The following is a 19,497-nucleotide window of genomic DNA, read 5'->3' on the forward strand; positions in this document are numbered from 1 at the left end:
TGAAAGTATGGTAAAGCACGAATAAAATCGTAAGTTTAATAAAGGCTGCATGATATTTGACAGCAAATTTTTCCAACATCTTTTCTTTAATTGTAGTAAATTGTATGATCATTGACTATGAAGATACTGTTAGAAAATATAAGACAATTGGTTCAGGTTGAAGATAAGGCGCGTACTTGGGTTTCTGGAAAAGAAATGGGCTCGCTTCGGGTCCTTGAGGATGCTTTTTTGGTGATTGACGATGACCAGATTGAGACTTTTGGGCCAATGAAAGATTTCAATGAGAACTTGGTTGAGGGGGCTGATATGGTGATGGAAATTGACTGTGCCGGTAAAATTGTTATGCCTGGTTACTGCGATTCCCATACGCATGTTGTCTTTCCTGCCAGCCGTGAGCAGGAGTTTGTGGATCGGATTAATGGGCTCACTTACGAAGAAATTGCCCGTCGCGGAGGAGGAATTCTAAATTCAGCCAAGCGTATGGAGCAGCGATCAGAGGATGAGCTGTTTGCGGATGCCATGGTTCGGCTCGATGAAGTTAAACGAATGGGAACCACTGCGATCGAGATAAAGAGTGGCTATGGACTGAGCATGGAATCTGAATTGAAAATGCTCCGGGTGATCAAACGTTTGAAAGCCAATAGCCCAATGATCATTAAGTCTACATTTTTAGGAGCTCACGCTTTACCTGTGGAGTACAAAGCCGATCGCCAAAAATACATTAAGCTATTAATTGAAGAGATGTTGCCGGAGATTGACCGAGAAGGTTTGGCTGATTATATGGATGTGTTTTGTGATCAGGGATTCTTTACGGTTGAGGAAACAGCACAACTACTCGAGGCTGGATGGAAGTACGACCTTCAGCCCAAAATTCATGCAAACGAGCTGGGCCTGACTGGCGGGGTGCAAGTTGGAGTAAAACATCAAGCCTTATCGGTTGACCATTTGGAACATATTGGAGACGATGAAATTAAAGCTTTGTTGGCGTCAAAGACAATGCCTACAGTACTTCCGGGAGCAGCTTTCTTTTTGGGAATGCCACTTTCTCCGATCCGGGAAATGATTGAAGCTGGCCTGCCGATTGCTTTGGCTTCTGATTATAATCCCGGCTCATCTCCATCTGGGAATATGAATTTTATTCAGTCGTTGGCTTGTATTAAGTACAAAATGACTCCCGAGGAGGCCATTAATGCCTGTACCATAAATTCAGCCTATGCCATGGGCGTTGAAAAAATTGCCGGGACGATTTGCTCAGGAAAACAAGCAAACCTGTTTATAACCCGCGAATTACCTTCCTACTCGGCAATTTCATATTATTTTGGAGCCAATCCGGTTGAAACCGTGATCATCAACGGAGAAATTTACTAATTGATATCAATAAAATCAATCAACGACTGAACTAACAGTTAGTTGAATAAAAAAGTAGAAGTTATGAGTCAGTTAATTGAATGTGTGCCTAACTTTAGTGAAGGTCGCAATCCAGCTATCATCAAGCAAATAACAGATGCTATCGAGAGTGTTGAAAAAGTAAAACTTTTGAATGTTGATCCAGGACATGCAACTAACCGAACAGTTGTAACCTTTGTTGGAGAACCTGCAGATGTTATTGAAGCGGCTTTTAGAGGTGTCAAAAAGGCGTCTGAATTGATTGATATGAGTAAGCATCATGGTGAGCATCCCCGCTTTGGAGCAACCGATGTTTGTCCTTTAGTACCTATTGCTGGAATCTCGATGGAAGAAACCGTAAAGTATGCCCATCAACTGGCTCAGCGTATTGGCGAGGAATTGGAAATTCCGGTTTATTGTTATGAGTTTGCTGCACAGAAAAAGGAGCGGCAAAGTTTAGCATATTGCCGTTCGGGAGAGTACGAAGGATTACCTGACAAATTGAAAGATCCGGAATGGAAGCCTGATTTCGGCCCTGCTAAGATGAATGTACGGGCAGGAGCTACGGCCGTTAGTGCGCGAAATTTTCTGATCGCTTATAATGTTAATCTGAACACAACGTCAACGCGCCGGGCAAATGCTGTTGCCTTTGATGTGCGTGAAGCTGGGCGTGTAAAGCGCGAGGGCAATCCTGTGACAGGGAAGATTGTAACAGATGAAAAGGGAGAACCGGTTCGGATTCCAGGGACTTTGAAAAAAGTTCGGGCGATTGGCTGGTATATTGAGGAATATGGGGTTGCCCAGATTTCGATGAATTTGACCGATATTACGATAACACCAGTTCATATTGCATTTGATGAGGTAGCTAAAAGTGCTGCAAGTCGAGGATTGCGAGTGACTGGCTCCGAGTTGGTAGGACTAATTCCGCTGGAAGCGATGTTGGAAGCAGGAAGGTATTTCTTGCGGAAGCAGGAACGTTCAACAGGAATTGCCGATGAAGAGATTATTAAAATTGCCATTAAGTCAATGGGGCTTGATGAGCTTGGAGCTTTTAATCCTCGTGAGCGAATTATCGAGTATATGCTTGAAGATGAAAGTTCAGCTCCATTAAATGCAATGAGTTTAAAGGAATTTGCGAATGAAACAGCTTCGGAATCTCCTGCTCCCGGAGGTGGTTCTATTTCGGCTTATCTTGGATCGTTAGGGGCTGCTCTTGGAGGTATGGTTGCAAACTTGTCAGCTCATAAACGAGGGTGGGATCACCGCTGGGAAGAGTTCTCCGGCTGGGCAGAGAAAGCCAAAGTATCTCAAAATAAACTACTGAAATTGGTTGATGAGGACACCAATGCTTTTAACCAGATTATGGCTGCTTTTGGATTGCCTAAATCAAGCCCGGAAGAAAAAGCGACACGTAGTCAAGCCATTCAGGATGCAACGCTTAATGCAATTCAAACGCCTCTGGAAGTGATGCGGACTGCTTTCCAGTCTATGGAAGCAATCGAGGCCATGGCTGCTATTGGCAATCCAAATTCAGTGTCTGACGCAGGCGTGGCTGCCTTGTGTGCCAAGACAGCTGTTCACGGAGCGTATCTGAATGTGTTAATCAACCTGGATGGGTTTAAAGACCAAGAAAAAGCTGCTGAATTAAAACATGAAGCGACAGAGCTTTTGTTTCAAGCTGAAAGCAAAGAACAAGCAATTTTGAAACAGGTGATGGAAAAAATTAATGGCAACTAGTGTTTGTCATGAGTAAGCAAACAGAAAGCCGAAAAAACAATATAAAGTTTCTTTCGGCTTTCTGATTATTTATCGTTAGCCCTGCAGGTTCTCTTTCAAACGAAACAAATTAAAGAAAACTGATGATTTGACTTAAGTCATCCACCTTGTCTTGATAGCCTAAGGAGTCGTAGCTTTCAATCAATAACTCCAGAAGCTTTTTGATCATGACTTTATCTTCGCAAGGCTCGTAAAAGTCAGTTGATCCGTACTGATCATTTTTATTCAAAAAGAATTCCACCTCCTTACGACCAATAATCGCTCCTTTATTGGATGGGTTAATGTAGAATAGGATTGACGACTGGTAATCTTTTCCATGTGCTTCCTGAGCTAAATCAGTATCAACATAGGCGAGTAGGGGTGTTTTGGGAAAGTTGATAACCTGAAGTGGAAACTTGAGCTCTCGAGCTACCAAGGCATACAGAATTGCCACAGAGATCGCATTTCCTCTTTTGGTTTCCAGTAATTGATTGAGGTAGCAATTTTGTGGCGAGTTTAGGTTATTGAGGTTGATCGAAAACTTGTTCACATCGTAAAAGATGTGGTTTAAAACCGTAATCTTCTCCAAGGAAGTCAACTTGTTGTTGATCTCCAACCAAACATCATTCGATATTTTTTGAATTTTCGACCTGACATTTTTCAATTTAAGATCGGGATACTGGTATTGAGACAAAAGAAAGAAACCTTCAAACAGGTCAACTTGCTTTTGATTCCCCCAGTTCCAAATTCGGGTTCGTGTATCGCTAAACTGAATTTGCTGGATGAGGTTTTCAATTCGTGTTTGAATTAACTCATCCAGGCTGGTTTCCCAAATTTGTTCTAACTGATCAATGATCTGACTGTCTTCACAAAGCAACTGCTGCTCTACCTCTTCGTAAACTGCTTCATCCGGATCGTCCAACAAAGCAATAAGTGCTTGTAACCGGTCTGTCTTCATATTCCCCTACAATTAAGATGCAATCTTATCTAATACAAATTTGACTAATTTCTCCATGTGGGGGTGGTAATTTTCATTTGCTTCTTTACTTCTTCTGTTAGCAATCAACAGGCAAATTGTTAATGCTTCGTGTCCTAAAAGAGCCGACAATCCGTAAATTGCAGAGCACTCCATTTCGTAATTGGTAATTTGGAAATCATTGTAATGGAAACTCTCAATTTTTTCATTCAAATCCGGATCGACAATGGGAAGTCTTAACTCCCGTCCTTGAGGGCCATAAAAGCCCGGAGCCGAAATGGTAACACCATCTTTTACTTGCGGATCCTGAAGTAGCTCGTATAGGTAATCCGAAGAATTAACGACATAAGGCTTTGTGAGCCAAGGATGCCAGTCGGTGTGATTCATGAAGTTTTGCTCAAAGTCAAGATCCGAAATGGCTTCACGATTGGCGTAAAAATTAAGCAAGCCGTCAAAACCAATTGCTTTTCTACTCAATACATAAGAGTTCACCGGAAGGTCTTTTTGCATGCCTCCAGAGGTTCCAATGCGAATGATATTTAACGAGCGTTTGGTCTCCTTTACTTCACGGGTTTCAAGATCAATATTAACCAGTGCATCAAGTTCATTTACAACGATGTCGATATTGTCTGTTCCAATTCCTGTTGAAATAACAGTTATTCGAGTGTCTTTATAGGTTCCGGTTGTTGAATAAAACTCCCGGTTTTGGATACTGTATTCAATGTCTGAAAAATGGGCAGCAATCATCTTGACCCTTGAAGGATCGCCAACTAATAATACAAAGTCTGCAATTTGTTCTGGTTTAAGATGAAGGTGAAAGATGCTACCATCTTTATTAATGATGAGTTCTGATGACTTAATCATGTAAAAAGGGGTTTTGTTCGATTTCAAATCTAACTAAAAAAAACTAATAATGCTAAGTGTTCTGTCTTCTGAATCAAGCATTTTAACAACGGTTTGATATTCATTGGAGGTTTTTTGAGGATTTGCTTAAAAACAGTACATTTACCTTCATATCAATTTAATAAATTTCAGACTAATGGATTTTAACTTTAAAAAGTCGTATTTGATTCTTGCAGCGGTAGCGCTGGTTGTTGTGTTATTTTTTGGAAGCAGTATGTTTATCACTGTTCAGCCAGGTGAGCGAGGTGTGATTTTCCGCCCTTTCAGCAAAGGCTTGGACAAGGAGAACATCTATATTCCGGGGTTTCATGTTGTTGCCCCATGGAACACATTAATTATTTATGATGTAAAAGAGCAACAGCGAGAGGAGACCATGGATGTGTTGGATAAGAATGGTTTATCTGTAAGTGTCGAAATCTCAGTTCGTTTCAATCCAACGTATAATAAAATTGGTTATTTGCACGAAGTTTTTGGAACGCGGTATATCGATCAGTTAATTATTCCGGAAGTTCGTTCTTCGGTTCGCCAGGTGGCAGGTCGTTACACTGCCGAGGAGATCTACTCAACGAAACGTAGCGAGGTAGAAGCTTCGATAATTAGTGAAACTAAGGAAGTGCTGAGCAATAACAATATTGATATGAAGGCACTATTGATTCGTTCAATCAATTTACCTGAGAAAATTAAACAGGCTATTGAAAAGAAATTGGAGGAAGAACAGGCTTACCTGACTTATCAATATACACTGGAAACTGCGAAACAAGAAGCTGAGAAAAGACGAATTGACGCCGAGGGTATTGCTCGTTATAACCGGATTATTGATGCTTCGTTGACTAATAGTATCTTGAAACAACGAGGTATTGAAGCAACGATCGAGTTGGCTACGTCACCAAACTCAAAGGTTGTAGTTGTTGGAAGTGGTAAAGATGGTTTACCTCTGATTTTGGGAAATAACTAACCCGATAAAAGAAATAGAAAGCCGGCAAGCATTTGTGTTTCGCCGGCTTTTTTTGATCTTATTTTAATTGCAAATTCTCGACGATATTCAATGAGAAAATTAATTAATGTACATGTGAATGACGATCCCGAAAAATACCGGTGCATCGGTTGTTCGCCTCACAATCCAATTGGTATTAAACTAGAGTTCTGGGATGATGGTGAAAGCATTGTGTCGGAGTGGGAACCAAACCCAAATTTTATGGGATGGGTAGATGTTCTTCATGGAGGCATTCAGGCTACTTTGCTCGATGAAATTGCAGCTTGGGTCGTTTATACCAAGTGTGCAACGGCAGGAGTAACTGCTGAGTTGCAGGTAAAGTACAAAAAGCCTGTTTATACGAATAAAGGAAAACTGAGGATCAAAGGAACACTTATAGAACAGAATAGGCGGTTAGCACTAATTAAGAGTCAATTGTTTGACTCCGAGGGTGAATTGTGTGCTGAAGCTGATGTGAAATACTTTGTTTTTCCCGAGAAAGTTGCTCGTGAAAAATTTTACTATCCGGGAGTGAATGCTTTTTACGGAGAATAAAAGCGCAGAAGTTTAAATGAGATTTAGTTTTTAGTGCAAACTTCTTCGGTTAAAGGAACCCAAGGAGCTGTTTGTTCATTTGAACCTGTCGGTATTTGTTGAATGCTGTCAGCTTTGCCATCATCAAGAAGCGGCAGGTCTTTTTCATCTGCATTAACCTCTGGCAATTTGGGTTTTTCTACCGGAGCTGTAACTGTTACACTATCCGTATTAAATGGCTTCTCAATTTCAACTTGATGAGTCAGTTTTAGCCCTAGCAAATAGAAGATCGAAGATGTTAGAATAATTAATTTCATGGCTTAATTCTTGATGCAACCAAAATTAATGCTTTTTACTTAATGTTTTCGAAATTTATCGATGAACGACTGGCTTTTTTCTTTAAAAAATGTTAATAGTCCGTTGAACGACCTATTCATTTCAAAGGATAAGTCATTCAACGGTTCATTTTATTACACTATTTGATGATTTTTTGTGTCAATTCTTAAGTTGAACTAATCGTGTCCGGCGAAAACAATTCCTGCATCGGCTCTCACTTTGTCAAGTGTCTCGATGAGGTCAAGGCTTGTTTGAAATGACATTTTAGGACTTTCTATCTGTCCATTGTCGAGGCATTGCATGACATGTTCGGCCTCAAACTGGTACCCTTTTCCTTCAATTTCTTCAACAGGAACAGCTTCTTCATGATCCATTCCTGCTTCCCAAATACTTATTTGAGTAGGCGCAAACCAGCGTTTGTTTAGGCGCAGATAACCTTTTTCGCACCAGTACTCGGTTTGAATAGAAGAATGCGATGCAAAGCTGGAAGCCAGTGAGGCCATTGCTCCGTTTGGATATTTAAAGCTCATCAAAATACTTTCTTCGGCACCTGTAAATCCAAAGTTGACCATGGTTTTTAGCTCACTTGGTTTTCCTAAAGCCATTAAGGAGGCAAAGACCGGGTAAATTCCAATGTCTAGCAAGGAACCACCGCCAAGATCAGTATTGTATAGTCTTTTATCGGCATTCTTTTCAGCATTGAAAGCAAAGTCTGAACGCACCATTTTTAGTTTGCCCAGTTTTTCGGCTTGAAGGATTTCCCGGGCTTTTAGGAAACTGGGTTGAAAACGGGTCCAAAAGGCTTCCATCAGGAAGGTATTATTTTCCTTGGCGCAGGCAACCATCTCTTGTGCTTCGCGAAGGTTGATGGCAAATGCTTTTTCACATAGCACCGCTTTTTTATGGCGAAGGCATAGTAAAGCGTGCTCGTGATGGTGGGAGTGGGGCGTAGCTATGTAAATAACGTCAACCTGCGGATCTTGAACCAGCTCGGTATAGCTTCCATAAGCTTTTTGGTAGCCAAGTTCATTGGCAAATTCCTGGGCACGTTCGATGTTGCGGGAAGCTGCTGCATAAAGATTTGCTTGCGGTAAAAGCTTCAGGTCTTCAGAAAACTTTCGGGCAATTTTGCCGCAGCCTAAGATGGCCCAATTGTATTGTTTTTTCATGTTAAAGCGTATTTGTTACTATTCGATTTTAGTTTGTTGAGGTTAATTCTTTAAAAGAATGATTTTTCCGATTAGCAAGATAGAAAATATCGGGAAGAATCCGATAAAACATCAACTTTGCAGGCGGCAAAAAAAGTTTTGACTTTACGCCGCAAGTTTTTTTGCTAACTTGTGTCTGTTAGGTAACGGACTTTTCCCAATGAATGAACTAGCGTTAATTAGAGCCATACAAAACGGAGACGAACAAGCTTTTAAACAGCTGGTTGATCGATACCAGTTGCTTGTTCGAAATACTTGCCTGAACTTTGTGCATGACAAGCATGATGCGGAAGATCTTGCTCAGGAAGTGTTTATTGAAGTTTTTCGATCAGCTTCTAAATTCAGAGGGGAGTCGAAGTTATCGACGTGGATTTATCGGATTACGGTCAATAAATCACTGAATTTTCAAAGAGATAATAAGCGACGCAGTTTTTTTCAATCGATTGGCGATGCTTTGTTTGGCTCAGAAAAGATGCTAGGAGTTTCTACTGTTTCAGCGGAAGGACAGCCAGAGCAAGATTTGGAAAACAAAGAGCGTAAAGAGCAGATTTACCGTGCAATAGAAGAATTGCCGGAGCGACAAAAAATTGCATTTCGTTTAAGTAAACTGGACGATTTATCCTATCAGGAGATCGCAGAAATTATGCAGCTTTCGCTTTCCTCTGTTGAGTCGTTGATTCATCGGGCGAAGCTCAATTTGCAGAAAAAATTGTACCAGTGTTATAAAAAAGGGATTTAAGACAGCAAGTTTTTGATTTATTTGGTGTCAAAAGTATAAGTAAGGAGGTTGTTATGAAACATCGAGCCATAAAAGAAAAATTAATGTTTTACATGGAAGACTCATTGTTAGCCAAGGAGAAGCAGGAGATTGCTGAGCATCTGAGCCATTGTGATGAGTGTCAGCAGCTATTAGAGAGCTTGAGGAAGGATTTAGCTTTATTGAACTTCGAAAAATACACCGAGAATGATCCTTATTTTTACACACGGCTAAAGGCTCGAATGGAAGTGCCCGCGCAACCAGCGTCCCGTCGTTTGTGGCAACCAGCTTTGTTTGGCGCATTGCTTCTGTTGGCAATTAGCCTGGGGACAGTTGTTGGAAAGCAGTTTTCGGTAGAGCAAGGTTCCGATGATGGCCTGACATCAGAATTAGTTCCTTTTGATGGCTTGCAGGAAGAGCCGATTGAACAATTTTTACTAACTTTTGAGTGATGTTTACAAAAACGAAAATATTGATGTGGTTGGTAATTATTCTATTGGTTACCAATATTTCCACGATTATTTCATTTATTTATCATTCTCAGGAAGAGCATAAGCTTCCTGCTAAAACAGAATCAATAGCGGTTCCTGGTGAACAGCGTACGCGTTTTTTTAAGGAACAACTTGACTTGACAGCTGATCAGTTGGTGTTGTTTCGCGAAGCTAATCGCAATTTCAACCGGGAGGCAAGAGCTGTTACCGGAGAGATGGAACAACTGCGCGCGGAGTTGGTAGCCGAGATGGTACGGGCTGAATCGGATACTGCTCGTTTGGAGCAAATTTCGACCTTAATTGGAGCGCAGCATAAACAATTAAAGACAATCACCTATGCCTTTTTTCTGGAGCTGAAAGCCATCTGCTCTCCCGAGCAGAATGAAAAACTGGCTCGAATTTTCCAATCGCTGATTTCTGCCGATCAGGATATTCAACTTCCAAAAGGGAGAAAACATCGTAATGGGCGGAGGTAAGCTAATCTGTGATCTCTTCAACTTTTTTATGATTTCGCCTGAAACATGGTGAGCTACAAAGGCGATAAGAAATATCGCTAAAATTGGCTCTTTCAAATTGGCGGTGGCATCTGACCTAACTTCTTGAATTCTTTTTTTGCTTCTCAACAAATTTCTTCAATCTGATTGCAGACCATTGATTGGTTGTTGTAAGCTGAAGTGTGTAAATCATTGTTGTCGGAAAACCCAGTAAAACAAGGCTTTCTAAATTTTCTTGAAAAAATCATCTTCCAAGCGCAAGTTTTTCAAGTCGGCTGTGTCTTATTAGTAAAAACAGTAAATGAACACTTGCTAATAATGGGGAGGGATTCTTAGGCGCCAGATAAATCTCGGTTTTAGCAATTAAAAACAACAAAATTCAAAGTCGGATAAAAAATGAGCAGAACAGTTGGACAGAAGACTTTAGACATGTAGCAAGACAGAGTCCCGTTCAGCCATTTTTTTGACCAGAACAATTAAAATTTAAAAAGATGAAAAGAGTGCATTATTTATTAGGATTGGTTTTGGCTATGGCCATTTCAACCAGTGTGATCGGACAAACTCAATCTCGTAAAAACCTTCCTTGTATCAACGGAATTAGCAATCTGACAGAGGATCAGCAAAAGCAGATTGAGGAATTGGAACAGAGCCATCAGGCTAAGATGGACGCTTTCAGAAAAGAACGGAGAAATACTTCAAACTTAGATGAAAAGCAGCAAGTGTATGATCAAATGCAAGCGGCCAAAGGAACGCATCGTACTCAGGTATTGAACTTATTAGATGAAGGTCAGAAACAAGAATACCTGGCTTTGCAGGGAAATGGAAAACGCCAGTTTCAAGGCAAACGCAATGCCGGAAATAGAGCTTGTTACGGAGTTCGAGGAAATGGACAGGGCAGAGGCCAAGGAAATTTCAAGGGCAAGCGTGGAGGCAATTGCCAAGGCATTGGAGGTGGTCAGGGACGAAGTGGCCGAAATAGAAATTGGTAATCAACATTAAAATAAGTACAATGAAAAGAATCGTTTATATCGTCGCATTGATGGTTGTTGCTCTAGGAGCATGTAGCGACAATGAAATGACAGGAGCGGAGTTGAAGAGTGCATCACTGTTAGCAGTCGATACTGATGGAAGCACGTCGGTTGAGCTAAATGAATTGAAAGCAGCTTTGGTCGGAGAGGAAACGGAATTGTCGGATGAGGAAATGGCTGGATTGCTTTGGATGCGGGAGGAAGAAAAACTAGCAGGAGATTTGTATCAAACGTTCAATGATTTGTACGATTGGCGAATTTTTGGAAATATTTCTCGTAGTGAATCCACGCATGTTACCGCCGTGCTGACACTGTTTGACTTGTTTGGAATTGAAGACAATTCGCCTGAGGAGGTTGGTGTTTTTGCCAATGCCGACATTCAAAAGTTGTTTGATGAACTGAAGGCTTCAGGAGAAGTGTCGTTGGTTGAAGCTTTGAAAGTAGGGGCTTATGTCGAAGAGTTGGATATTCTGGACTTGGAAGAACGCTTGGAAGAAACAAACAATGCCGATATTCAACTGGTTTATGAAAATTTATTGCGGGGGTCTCGCAATCACTTGCGTGCTTTTACTCGTGTGTTGGCTCAAAACAATGTTTATTATCAACCCTTGATTTTGTCTGATGATTATTTCAATGAGATTGTAGAAGGAGAGATGGAAAGAGGTTCGCAAAATAGAAATTGTGCTTTGGGCTATGGTTACGCCAATCGAAATGGCAATAACAACCGGGCTCAATACAATTCAGGTGATTGCGAAGGCGATCCTCAAAATGGAGTTGGTGGACAACAAAAAAGATACCGGGGAGGAAACTAAACCAAGTTAAAAAGAGTTCGGTTTTTATAGAGAATGGGGTTTGAAGTGATGCTTCAAGCCCCGTTTATTTTTCAGATTGAGTGTCCCGTATTTTTTTCAATTCTTTGATAAAGTAGTCTAATTCTTTCTTGAATAACTGAAAATAGCTGGTTAGTGCATCAATTTTTTCAAGAATAAAGTCATTTAAATCTTCGTCACTGGTCAGTTTCGTCAAGCGATCGAGGAACTCCCAGCGGTGATTTTCAAACCAGCTTTCGTAGCGCAGTTTTCTACGGCCTCCATATTGCTTGTAGTAATAGACATAGACATCGACTGCATGATCTTTGGTCGGTTCTTCCAACAAGCGCTGAAGCCCTCCGGATATGGCTCTCATCAGAAGCCAAAAACGATTGAATTCTTCACTGAATTCACATAAGTATTTTAAGTTCTTTATTTTGATGTAGAATTCGCGGATTTCGTGCTTGATCAGGTTGGTTTCCAGTTCATCAATAATATCAGGGACAGTCGCGATAAATTCTTCCACAAATTCGTTCTGAGTTTTTGAAGAATCATCTTTTGGTTGCTGCCCATATGCCTGCCCAAAATACTTGTAAAACCGTTCTGCTGGGGTCATATCACTCTTAATTGTAGAACTAATTTCAGACATTTCTAATTAATTGTCAATGGGTTATAGCTAGGACTTATTGAAAGCATACTTTTGGTTATCAATGCATAGGATACACTGACCAAAATAGAAAGAACCAATAACGGAAAACTAGGCTTCCCATTATTTCATAGGCCATGATGATTGCTGTTTTGGCTCGAAGATTTGGTTTTCTACTTCTGATGAAACAGGTGTTACAAGGTAATTGTTTAACATTTTGAATTATTAACGAAATAAAGAAGAAAGTATTGTAGCCTATCGGAAATAAAAGAGGAGCAAAAAAAACAGGAACCCTTTTCGAGAATTCCTGTTTGTATATTTCGTTGAGATAATCTTTTAGAGTAGTGGGAAAATCTTCTGTTCCCGAAGGTATTGAATAACCGTTTCGGGATTTTTCCCGTTTAGAGCCGGGTCTAAAGTCAGTGCTGCATTCGCTGGTGTTTCAAAAGGCAGATCAACTCCAGGCACGTACTTCACCTTTTCATCCTTGTAAAGATCTGGTTTATTGTTTTTGCAATAATCCAACGAGGCATCCATAAAGCACAGGTGGAAGCGTTCTTCACCAATGATTTCTGTTACTTGTTGGCGAATAGCTGCATCCGGAGAAATGAACGAGCAGATCGTGATAATTCCCTGATCGTTTAGCAAGCGAGACACTTCGGCAACACGACGAAGGTGCTCTGCACGATCGGTTGGAGAATAGTCCAGCTCTTTAGACAAACCAGAGCGGATCGAGCTACCATCAAGCAGCACAACAGTGGCTCCCATGTCAAACAATTGTTTTTCTAAACTGAAAGCAAATTCATTTTTTCCTGAACCATGCAGGCCAGTCACCCAAATTGTTGCCCCTTTTTGGTTGTAGCGTTTTTGGTATTCGTCCGTTGAAATTAGCCCTTCACCTCGCTTGATTTGTTCACGGTGCTTATCGCTAATCTTTGAAGGAAGATCATCGGCGCTTAGCTTGTCAATAATCATTCCTACGGCAACAGTATTGTTGGTTACTGGGTGAATCAGCACAAATGCTCCGGTGTTTTTATTTTTCTTATAAGGATCGAAATAAATTGGTTTGTTGGTGGTAAATACCACACGGCCAATTTCATTCAATTCAAAAAAGTCAATCTCCGATTTTTGCAAGGTATTGACATCAACCTTGTATTTGATTTTGTCAATTCGGGTTTTTGTGGTGTTGTTGGCATGTTTAATGAAAAATTGTGTGCTTGGATCCATCGGTTTTTCATCCATCCAAACCAACATGGCTTCAAAGTGTCGTTCAACTCGTGGTAAGTTATCCGGGTAAACGATCATGTCGCCACGTGAAATGTCAATCTCGTCATCCAAGGTAATTGTTACTGCCTGTGGGGGGAATGCTTCATCAAGTTCCCCATCATAGGTTGTAATGCTTTTAATGGTTGATTTTTTCTTAGAGGGCAATACCATGATTTCCTCTCCCTTGCGAACGACCCCGGAAGCAATTCTCGATGAGAATCCTCGGAAATCACGATCAGGACGCAATACGTATTGAACCGGATAACGGAAGTCGTCGAAATTACGGTCAGAACTGATGTGTACAGATTCCAGGAATTCCAGCATGGACTTGCCTTTGTACCAGCTCATGCGGTCAGAGCGTTCAACAACATTATCGCCTTTCAAAGCAGATAGTGGAATGAAGTTAACATCTGGAATGTCCAGTTGGGTCACAAAGTTCTTGTAATCTTCGCAAATGTCATCAAAAACTTGTTGGTCAAAATCGACCAAGTCCATTTTGTTTACGGCCAATACGACATGCTTAATTCCCAACAAAGAAACCAAGAAGGTATGGCGACGCGTTTGCGTAATTACACCTTTGGTTGCATCAATCAGAATAATCGCCAGGTTGGCTGTCGATGCTCCGGTAACCATGTTCCGGGTATATTGTTCGTGTCCGGGGGTGTCAGCAATAATAAACTTCCGTTTGTTGGTTGAGAAGTAGCGGTAAGCTACGTCGATGGTGATTCCTTGTTCTCTTTCGGCTTTTAGGCCATCGAGCAACAGGGCGTAGTCAATATCTTCTCCAGCGTGTCCCACCCGCTTGCTGTCTCGCTCTAAAGCAGCCAGTTGGTCTTCGTAAAGTCGTTTACTATCAAACAATAAGCGTCCGATTAATGTCGATTTTCCATCGTCAACCGAACCAGCTGTTAGTAATCGCAACAGGTCTTTTTTTTCGTCCTGGTCAAGAAATGCCTTTATATCCATGGGTAATCTAATCTTCAATTAATAAATGTGATTTTTCAGGAGTGGTGATTTCAATTTTAGAAATATCCTTCCCGTTTTTTCTGCTCCATACTGCCTTCCTGGTCAAAGTCAATAACCCGGGTGGTACGCTCAGAAACCGTTACGGTCATCATTTCTTCCACAATCTTTTCGATGGTGTCAGCCTCTGACTCAATGGCTCCGGTAAGCGGATAACATCCGAGTGTTCGGAAACGTACTTTTTTCATTTCTGCCTTTTCGGCCAACTCTTTGGGCATCCGGTCATCGTCAACCATAATTAAGTTGCCATCAACTTCAACCACAGGTCTTTCTTTGGCATAATATAACGGAACAATTGGGATGTTTTCCAGACGAATGTACTGCCAAACATCAAGTTCTGTCCAGTTCGAAATTGGGAAAACACGAATTGATTCTCCTTTATGAACTTTGGCATTGTAGATATCCCAAAGCTCAGGACGCTGATTTTTGGGATCCCATTGGTGAAATTTATCTCGGAATGAGAAAATCCGTTCTTTGGCACGAGATTTTTCCTCATCTCTTCGGGCGCCTCCAAAGGCTGCATCAAACTTATATTTTGAAAGACCTTCAAGCAGCGCCTGTGTTTTCATCACATCGGTGTGTACTTTACTTCCGTGGGTGAATGGACCAACACCACTTTCAAACCCTTCTTTGTTGTAGTGGGTAATTAGGTCCCAGCCTTTTTCTTTGGCATAATTGTCACGGAACTCAACCATCTCACGAAATTTCCACTTGGAGTCAATGTGCATTAACGGAAATGGAACTTTTCCCGGGTAGAATGCTTTTTCTGCCAGTCGCACCATTACAGAGGAGTCTTTCCCGATGGAGTAAAGCATCACGGGGTTTTCAAATTCAGCGGCCACCTCACGGATAATATGAATGGCTTCGGCTTCTAATTCACGCAGGTGAGTCAGATTGTATTTATTCATGATAAGGATTTTTCAAAATACATTTGCAACAGGTGAGTTGCGATAACTAATCAGCCTGCAAAAATAACCATTCTATTCGAAGTTTAATGCGTATTAACTCTTATTCTACCAATTTAGAACGGCCAAATCATTGGAATTAGAATAATTGAGATGATAAAAGCAACGATGTTCATGGGTAATCCGACCTTGGTGTAGTCGCCAAATCGATAGTTTCCCAAGCCCTGGACGAGCAAATTGGTTTGGTAGCCAATTGGAGATGAAAAACTGGCTGAAGCAGCGATACAAATGGCAATGAAAAAGGGTTTCGGATCGACACCCATTTGAGTGGCAGCAGAGTAGGCAATAGGAAAGACCAGCGCTGCTGCTGCGTTGTTGGTAATAATCTCCGTAAAAATGGTTGTAATCAGGTAAATGGTGATTAGCACGCCCAAGGGGCCAAATGATTTTGAAAAATTAATTGCTGTTGTCGCAATGCTGTCTGCAGCTCCTGAGTTTTGAAGGGCTTTACTTACGCCAAAAGCACAGGCAATGGTGATCAGGACATCCCATGAAATGGCTTTGGTGTATTTTCGGTTGGGTAGAACATTGATCCAGGCCATGAGCACGGCAACAATAGAGGCAAAGTAGAACATATCCATTTGGTTGCCTCCAACCTCAGGAAGGTATCGGCCAACGGTTGCTCCCAGAATCATCAGTAAAACCAACAGAATGGCAAACAATCGCTGTCCTTTGTATCGCGGGGGAGGAATTTCTCCAATGAAGGAGGTGAGGTAAAAACCAGTAGATTCCCCCCAGTTCTTAATGAAGTTTTCATTGGTCAGCAGCACCAAGCTGTCTCCCGCTTTCATCCGAAAAGCGCCAACGTTGGTTGTAATGGCTTCACCATTGCGATAAACCGCCAACACCTCTGCTTGGTAGTGGTTTAAAAAGTCAAATTCATCGACAGTCTTATTAATCCCGGGAAATCGAGGGGCAATAACAGCCTCAATTTGTTTGATATCCGTGCTTTTATAGAATTTGCCAAAACCTTTCAATGCTTTAAATTCAAGCTTTCGCAAGGGGAGAAGATTAACCAGGTGTTCCGATTTTACCGCGATAACCAATTTGTCATCCTGTTCAAGAATGAACTTTCCTCTACGGGTATCAATAATTTCATGATCTCGCTCAATCGAATGAATGATAATATTCTTTAATTGGTGCGAGCGTCCATTGCTAATTTCTTCGCCAGCTAATGAGCTATTGGCAGGAAGCGTGGCATCCAGAAAATATTCTTTATAGTCTAGCCGGTCGCGTTTGTTGTTGTCCTTTTCTCCCGGAAGTAAGCGGTGCCCAATAAAAGCAAGGTATATAAATCCGGCTAAGGCAATCCAAATGCCAACTTTCCCGAGCTCAAACATGTGGAGCCCTGAAAACCCATTTTCCAGCATCAAACCATGAACAACCAAGTTGGTTGACGTTCCAATCAGCGTACAAATGCCGCCTAAAATTGTTGCGTAAGAAAGAGGGATCAGAAACTTTTGAGGTGAGAGGTTCATTTTCTCTGCCCAGTTTTTTACCATTGGAGCAAAAATGATCACCACAGGGGTATTGTTCAAAAAAGCTGAAATGAATGAAACAGGAAGGAGTATTTTAGTTAGAATGATGGGCATTTTGCCTCTGCGCTTCGGAAGAAAAGTGCGGGCAACAATATTCAACGCTCCGGTTTGCCTGACGCCTTCACTAACCAGAAAAAGAACAGCTACGGTGAGCATGCCTTTATTGGAGAATCCTGCTAAACTTTCTTCAGTGGTAACAACTCCAGCTGCCATTAATACGGTGAGCGCGGAGAAGAGTAAGAGGCCTGGACGCATCCAGTCATAAATCAGGGCTATTATCATTAAGACGATAACACCAAGCACAAAATAGCCTTCAAGAGTCATTGACGGTGATTTTTCAAACAAATGTAAGTGTATTTACTAAATCTCCTATGGAGTGAAATACGTATTTGCCCAACAGAAAAATATTTGAATTTTTTTTTCAGTTGTAAATTACTCATTTTCTTGTTTTTGTTTTTACTCAAGAAAAATTTATGTCGATTTTAATAAAATTTGTTTTGCGATTTAGGTTGAAAAGCATACTTTTGCAACGCCTTTAAACAATAAGGGCAGTCATACAGGATGACTCAGTAGCTCAGCTGGTAGAGCACATCCCTTTTAAGGATGGGGTCCTGGGTTCGAACCCCAGCTGAGTCACCAAGTAAAAGCGCTTAAATCGATGATTTGAGCGCTTTTTTATTTTTAGGGAATTTGTCAAATTATGCGTGCTGCCAATAAAGGGGAGAAGCACCTATTCTTTAGTCTAATTTCTTAATTGAAAATCGAAACACGGCGGTTGAAGTACATTTTATTCGGGTTTCTCCAATCGATACCGGATGAATTGTTCCCCTTCAACTTCTAATTCGCCATCCTCCTTGAATCCCAGCCGGAATAAGCCCTTGATACGTGTTCTCGTAGGTGGAAATAACACGGTTACTGACATTAGTCCCATCTCGCCAAAGGCTTTGCCTATTATCTTTTTGTATAAGATTTTTCCTAAGCCCCAGTAAGTTGGATGCAATACCAATGCCAGGTCAGCTTCTCCATTCTCAGGTTGCAATCCACCCCAGCCAGCAAACAGGCCGTTAACGATAAATGCCCACGGACCGTAGCCATGTTCAAGCCATAGTAATTCCTTGGCTTCAATAAACTTATCACAAACGCTTTCCGTGAAGTCATCTTTCAATAAAGGCATTTGTCGTCTCACCAACTGATTATTCATCAATTCAATAATCTCAGATTTTTCAACCTCGCTTAGTCGTTTAAATTCAATATTCATTTTTTTTTTTGATGATTGCTAGCAGTCAGTTGTTTGAATCGTGGATTGGGTGAAAGGAATCCTCCCTATTTACCGCACTTCATGACTTGTATAAAATGATAGTTACTAGCGTGATTATATTATATTCTTGTTTTCATTTAAGTAAATAAGCGCTTCTCGAATTGCTTCGGGACCCTTTTTCGGATTGTATCCCAATTCTCTTTCCGATTTACGAATATCCATGTCTTGTTTTAGTTTGTAGTACATTCTAACTTGAGATTTGAGCATCATCGGTTCTTTTTTGTTAAACTTTGACATTAACTCAAAAACGGAGGCACTTAGATGAAGCATCCTTTTTGACATTTTAAAGGGTGTTTTTAATTGTAGTTCTGGAAAAAGTTCTTGTGCGATGTGTATAACCTCTGTAAGCCCCACCGCTTTAGAGGTCCCTAGTCCATATCGTTCCCCTTTTTTTCCATGTATCGCTGCTAAGTAACAGCCTTCTGCAACGTCCTTAACATCGACCCAATTGATGTAAAACTGACTGTCAGCAAACAGCTCTTTATTTAAGGCCATCCGAAGCATTTTGTGAGAAGGAGTTAGGCGTACCGCGTGGGAGCCAATCATTGCAGATGGGCAAACACTTACCATATTCAGCTTATTTTTCTTAGCGATTTCCCAAGCTAGTTTTTCACTGTCTATTTTTGACCGATAATAGATGTTCTCTTTTTCATCGTTGAAAATGTCAGGATTCATGGGAAGTTTTTTGCGTGCAATTGCAGCAATAGAACTTACATATACAATTTTCTTTATACCCTTTTCAGCCGCAGCCTCCATTATATTGCGTGTAGCTGTCATATTTGCTTCATAAATATCTTTTTGCGAATTTGGAGTCCATAGTTTAAACACAGCAGCAACTTGAAATAAGATATCTACACCATCTAAGGCTGATAACAACGAGTTTTTATCAAGCAAATCAGCATAAGTTGGTTGGAAATCTAAGTCGTTAAATGGTTCTTTGTCTTTTGTATTTCGGACAGTTCCCTTAACGTTTGCTCCTTTTTTAAGCAGATTTCGTAATAGGTTATTTCCTAAATGCCCATTTACTCCGGTAATTAATACTGTTTCTTTCATACTCACTTAAATTAGTTTGAGACGTAAAAGTGAGGTGA

Annotated in this window: 19 protein-coding genes and 1 tRNA gene; 10 read left to right on the forward strand and 10 right to left on the reverse strand. The window is 40.9% G+C overall.

All coding sequences use genetic code 11. The features are described 5' to 3' along the window. Nucleotides 1-117: 117 nt before the first annotated feature. Both hutI and ftcD read left to right on the forward strand, forming a co-directional pair. A complete protein-coding gene (hutI, locus tag BM156_RS17945; protein ID WP_093921288.1) occupies nt 118-1,368 on the forward strand; it encodes an imidazolonepropionase in 1,251 nt (416 codons plus the stop codon). 63 nt (nt 1,369-1,431) lie between these two features. Continuing rightward, entirely contained in the window at nt 1,432-3,123 is a 1,692-nt protein-coding gene (gene ftcD / locus BM156_RS17950; RefSeq protein WP_093921289.1) for a glutamate formimidoyltransferase, read from the forward strand. Between the two features lie 109 nt (nt 3,124-3,232). Here the strand turns inward: ftcD and BM156_RS17955 are convergent, their stop codons facing one another. Together BM156_RS17955 and BM156_RS17960 are read right to left on the reverse strand one after the other, a co-directional pair. After that, nucleotides 3,233-4,099 (reverse strand): transglutaminase-like domain-containing protein, encoded by an 867-nt coding sequence (locus tag BM156_RS17955; RefSeq protein ID WP_093921290.1) that lies wholly within the window; start codon nt 4,097-4,099, stop codon nt 3,233-3,235. Nucleotides 4,100-4,111: 12 nt separating this feature from the next. Further along, complete coding sequence (locus tag BM156_RS17960; RefSeq protein WP_093921291.1) at nt 4,112-4,981, reverse strand: nucleoside phosphorylase; 870 nt, start codon at nt 4,979-4,981, stop codon at nt 4,112-4,114. Nucleotides 4,982-5,156: 175 nt separating this feature from the next. Here BM156_RS17960 and BM156_RS17965 point away from each other — a divergent pair, with 175 nt between their 5' ends. After that, the gene (locus BM156_RS17965; RefSeq protein ID WP_093921292.1) at nt 5,157-5,975 is read left to right on the forward strand and encodes a prohibitin family protein; all 819 of its coding nucleotides are present in this window, start codon (nt 5,157-5,159) and stop codon (nt 5,973-5,975) included. Between the two features lie 90 nt (nt 5,976-6,065). Then, nucleotides 6,066-6,548: a PaaI family thioesterase gene (locus tag BM156_RS17970; RefSeq protein WP_093921293.1), complete on the forward strand. Its 483-nt coding sequence runs from the start codon at nt 6,066-6,068 to the stop codon at nt 6,546-6,548. 23 nt (nt 6,549-6,571) lie between these two features. Here the strand turns inward: BM156_RS17970 and BM156_RS17975 are convergent, their stop codons facing one another. Both BM156_RS17975 and BM156_RS17980 read right to left on the reverse strand, forming a co-directional pair. Continuing rightward, a complete protein-coding gene (locus BM156_RS17975) occupies nt 6,572-6,844 on the reverse strand; it encodes a hypothetical protein (protein WP_093921294.1) in 273 nt (90 codons plus the stop codon). 195 nt (nt 6,845-7,039) lie between these two features. Further along, complete coding sequence (locus BM156_RS17980; protein ID WP_093921295.1) at nt 7,040-8,032, reverse strand: Gfo/Idh/MocA family protein; 993 nt, start codon at nt 8,030-8,032, stop codon at nt 7,040-7,042. A gap of 199 nt (nt 8,033-8,231) precedes the next feature. Between BM156_RS17980 and BM156_RS17985 the strand changes: the two genes are divergently transcribed. The 5 genes from BM156_RS17985 (at nt 8,232) to BM156_RS18005 (ending at nt 11,653) form a co-directional block, all read left to right on the forward strand. Further along, nucleotides 8,232-8,810 carry an RNA polymerase sigma factor gene (locus tag BM156_RS17985; protein WP_093921296.1) on the forward strand — a complete coding sequence of 193 codons (579 nt, stop codon included), beginning with the start codon at nt 8,232-8,234 and terminating at the stop codon, nt 8,808-8,810. Nucleotides 8,811-8,863: 53 nt separating this feature from the next. Next, nucleotides 8,864-9,280 (forward strand): anti-sigma factor family protein, encoded by a 417-nt coding sequence (locus BM156_RS17990; protein WP_093921297.1) that lies wholly within the window; start codon nt 8,864-8,866, stop codon nt 9,278-9,280. Further along, nucleotides 9,280-9,795 carry a Spy/CpxP family protein refolding chaperone gene (locus BM156_RS17995; RefSeq protein WP_093921298.1) on the forward strand — a complete coding sequence of 172 codons (516 nt, stop codon included), beginning with the start codon at nt 9,280-9,282 and terminating at the stop codon, nt 9,793-9,795. Before BM156_RS17990 ends, BM156_RS17995 begins: the two co-directional genes overlap by 1 nt. A 509-nt stretch (nt 9,796-10,304) precedes the next feature. Further along, a complete protein-coding gene (locus BM156_RS18000; protein ID WP_093921299.1) occupies nt 10,305-10,802 on the forward strand; it encodes a hypothetical protein in 498 nt (165 codons plus the stop codon). 20 nt (nt 10,803-10,822) lie between these two features. Continuing rightward, complete coding sequence (locus BM156_RS18005; RefSeq protein ID WP_093921300.1) at nt 10,823-11,653, forward strand: DUF2202 domain-containing protein; 831 nt, start codon at nt 10,823-10,825, stop codon at nt 11,651-11,653. Nucleotides 11,654-11,717: 64 nt separating this feature from the next. Here the strand turns inward: BM156_RS18005 and BM156_RS18010 are convergent, their stop codons facing one another. The 4 genes from BM156_RS18010 to BM156_RS18025 form a co-directional block, all read right to left on the reverse strand. Next, entirely contained in the window at nt 11,718-12,299 is a 582-nt protein-coding gene (locus tag BM156_RS18010) for a hypothetical protein (RefSeq protein ID WP_139218330.1), read from the reverse strand. A 333-nt stretch (nt 12,300-12,632) separates the two neighbouring features. Next, nucleotides 12,633-14,528 (reverse strand): sulfate adenylyltransferase subunit CysN, encoded by a 1,896-nt coding sequence (gene cysN / locus BM156_RS18015; protein ID WP_212733557.1) that lies wholly within the window; start codon nt 14,526-14,528, stop codon nt 12,633-12,635. Nucleotides 14,529-14,584: 56 nt separating this feature from the next. Further along, the gene (cysD, locus tag BM156_RS18020) at nt 14,585-15,493 is read right to left on the reverse strand and encodes a sulfate adenylyltransferase subunit CysD (RefSeq protein WP_093921302.1); all 909 of its coding nucleotides are present in this window, start codon (nt 15,491-15,493) and stop codon (nt 14,585-14,587) included. Between the two features lie 113 nt (nt 15,494-15,606). After that, nucleotides 15,607-17,412, reverse strand: a complete 1,806-nt coding sequence (locus tag BM156_RS18025) for an SLC13 family permease (protein ID WP_093921303.1) — start codon at nt 17,410-17,412, stop codon at nt 15,607-15,609. 239 nt (nt 17,413-17,651) lie between these two features. Between BM156_RS18025 and BM156_RS18030 the strand changes: the two genes are divergently transcribed. Next, nucleotides 17,652-17,727: transfer RNA gene (locus BM156_RS18030), tRNA-Lys, on the forward strand. A 148-nt stretch (nt 17,728-17,875) separates the two neighbouring features. On the opposite strand, the gene BM156_RS18035 is transcribed toward BM156_RS18030, so the two are convergent. Beyond that, nucleotides 17,876-18,346 (reverse strand): GNAT family N-acetyltransferase, encoded by a 471-nt coding sequence (locus BM156_RS18035; protein ID WP_093921304.1) that lies wholly within the window; start codon nt 18,344-18,346, stop codon nt 17,876-17,878. Between the two features lie 114 nt (nt 18,347-18,460). Then, on the reverse strand, nt 18,461-19,459 hold the full coding sequence (locus tag BM156_RS18040; protein ID WP_093921305.1) for an NAD-dependent epimerase/dehydratase family protein: 999 nt from the start codon (nt 19,457-19,459) through the stop codon (nt 18,461-18,463). Nucleotides 19,460-19,497 lie beyond the last annotated feature (38 nt).

It is taken from the genome of Sunxiuqinia elliptica (assembly GCF_900113005.1).
Taxonomy (GTDB): Bacteria; Bacteroidota; Bacteroidia; order Bacteroidales; family Prolixibacteraceae; genus Sunxiuqinia; species Sunxiuqinia elliptica.

Bases quoted from the DNA above. Each gene is read 5' to 3' on its own strand.
- hutI (WP_093921288.1), top strand. From the start codon at position 118: ATGAAGATACTGTTAGAAAATATAAGACAATTGGTTCAGGTTGAAGAT.
- ftcD (WP_093921289.1), top strand. From the start codon at position 1,432: ATGAGTCAGTTAATTGAATGTGTGCCTAACTTTAGTGAAGGTCGCAAT.
- BM156_RS17955 (WP_093921290.1), bottom strand. From the start codon at position 4,099: ATGAAGACAGACCGGTTACAAGCACTTATTGCTTTGTTGGACGATCCG.
- BM156_RS17960 (WP_093921291.1), bottom strand. From the start codon at position 4,981: ATGATTAAGTCATCAGAACTCATCATTAATAAAGATGGTAGCATCTTT.
- BM156_RS17965 (WP_093921292.1), top strand. From the start codon at position 5,157: ATGGATTTTAACTTTAAAAAGTCGTATTTGATTCTTGCAGCGGTAGCG.
- BM156_RS17970 (WP_093921293.1), top strand. From the start codon at position 6,066: ATGAGAAAATTAATTAATGTACATGTGAATGACGATCCCGAAAAATAC.
- BM156_RS17975 (WP_093921294.1), bottom strand. From the start codon at position 6,844: ATGAAATTAATTATTCTAACATCTTCGATCTTCTATTTGCTAGGGCTA.
- BM156_RS17980 (WP_093921295.1), bottom strand. From the start codon at position 8,032: ATGAAAAAACAATACAATTGGGCCATCTTAGGCTGCGGCAAAATTGCC.
- BM156_RS17985 (WP_093921296.1), top strand. From the start codon at position 8,232: ATGAATGAACTAGCGTTAATTAGAGCCATACAAAACGGAGACGAACAA.
- BM156_RS17990 (WP_093921297.1), top strand. From the start codon at position 8,864: ATGAAACATCGAGCCATAAAAGAAAAATTAATGTTTTACATGGAAGAC.
- BM156_RS17995 (WP_093921298.1), top strand. From the start codon at position 9,280: ATGTTTACAAAAACGAAAATATTGATGTGGTTGGTAATTATTCTATTG.
- BM156_RS18000 (WP_093921299.1), top strand. From the start codon at position 10,305: ATGAAAAGAGTGCATTATTTATTAGGATTGGTTTTGGCTATGGCCATT.
- BM156_RS18005 (WP_093921300.1), top strand. From the start codon at position 10,823: ATGAAAAGAATCGTTTATATCGTCGCATTGATGGTTGTTGCTCTAGGA.
- BM156_RS18010 (WP_139218330.1), bottom strand. From the start codon at position 12,299: ATGTCTGAAATTAGTTCTACAATTAAGAGTGATATGACCCCAGCAGAA.
- cysN (WP_212733557.1), bottom strand. From the start codon at position 14,528: ATGGATATAAAGGCATTTCTTGACCAGGACGAAAAAAAAGACCTGTTG.
- cysD (WP_093921302.1), bottom strand. From the start codon at position 15,493: ATGAATAAATACAATCTGACTCACCTGCGTGAATTAGAAGCCGAAGCC.
- BM156_RS18025 (WP_093921303.1), bottom strand. From the start codon at position 17,412: ATGACTCTTGAAGGCTATTTTGTGCTTGGTGTTATCGTCTTAATGATA.
- BM156_RS18035 (WP_093921304.1), bottom strand. From the start codon at position 18,346: ATGAATATTGAATTTAAACGACTAAGCGAGGTTGAAAAATCTGAGATT.
- BM156_RS18040 (WP_093921305.1), bottom strand. From the start codon at position 19,459: ATGAAAGAAACAGTATTAATTACCGGAGTAAATGGGCATTTAGGAAAT.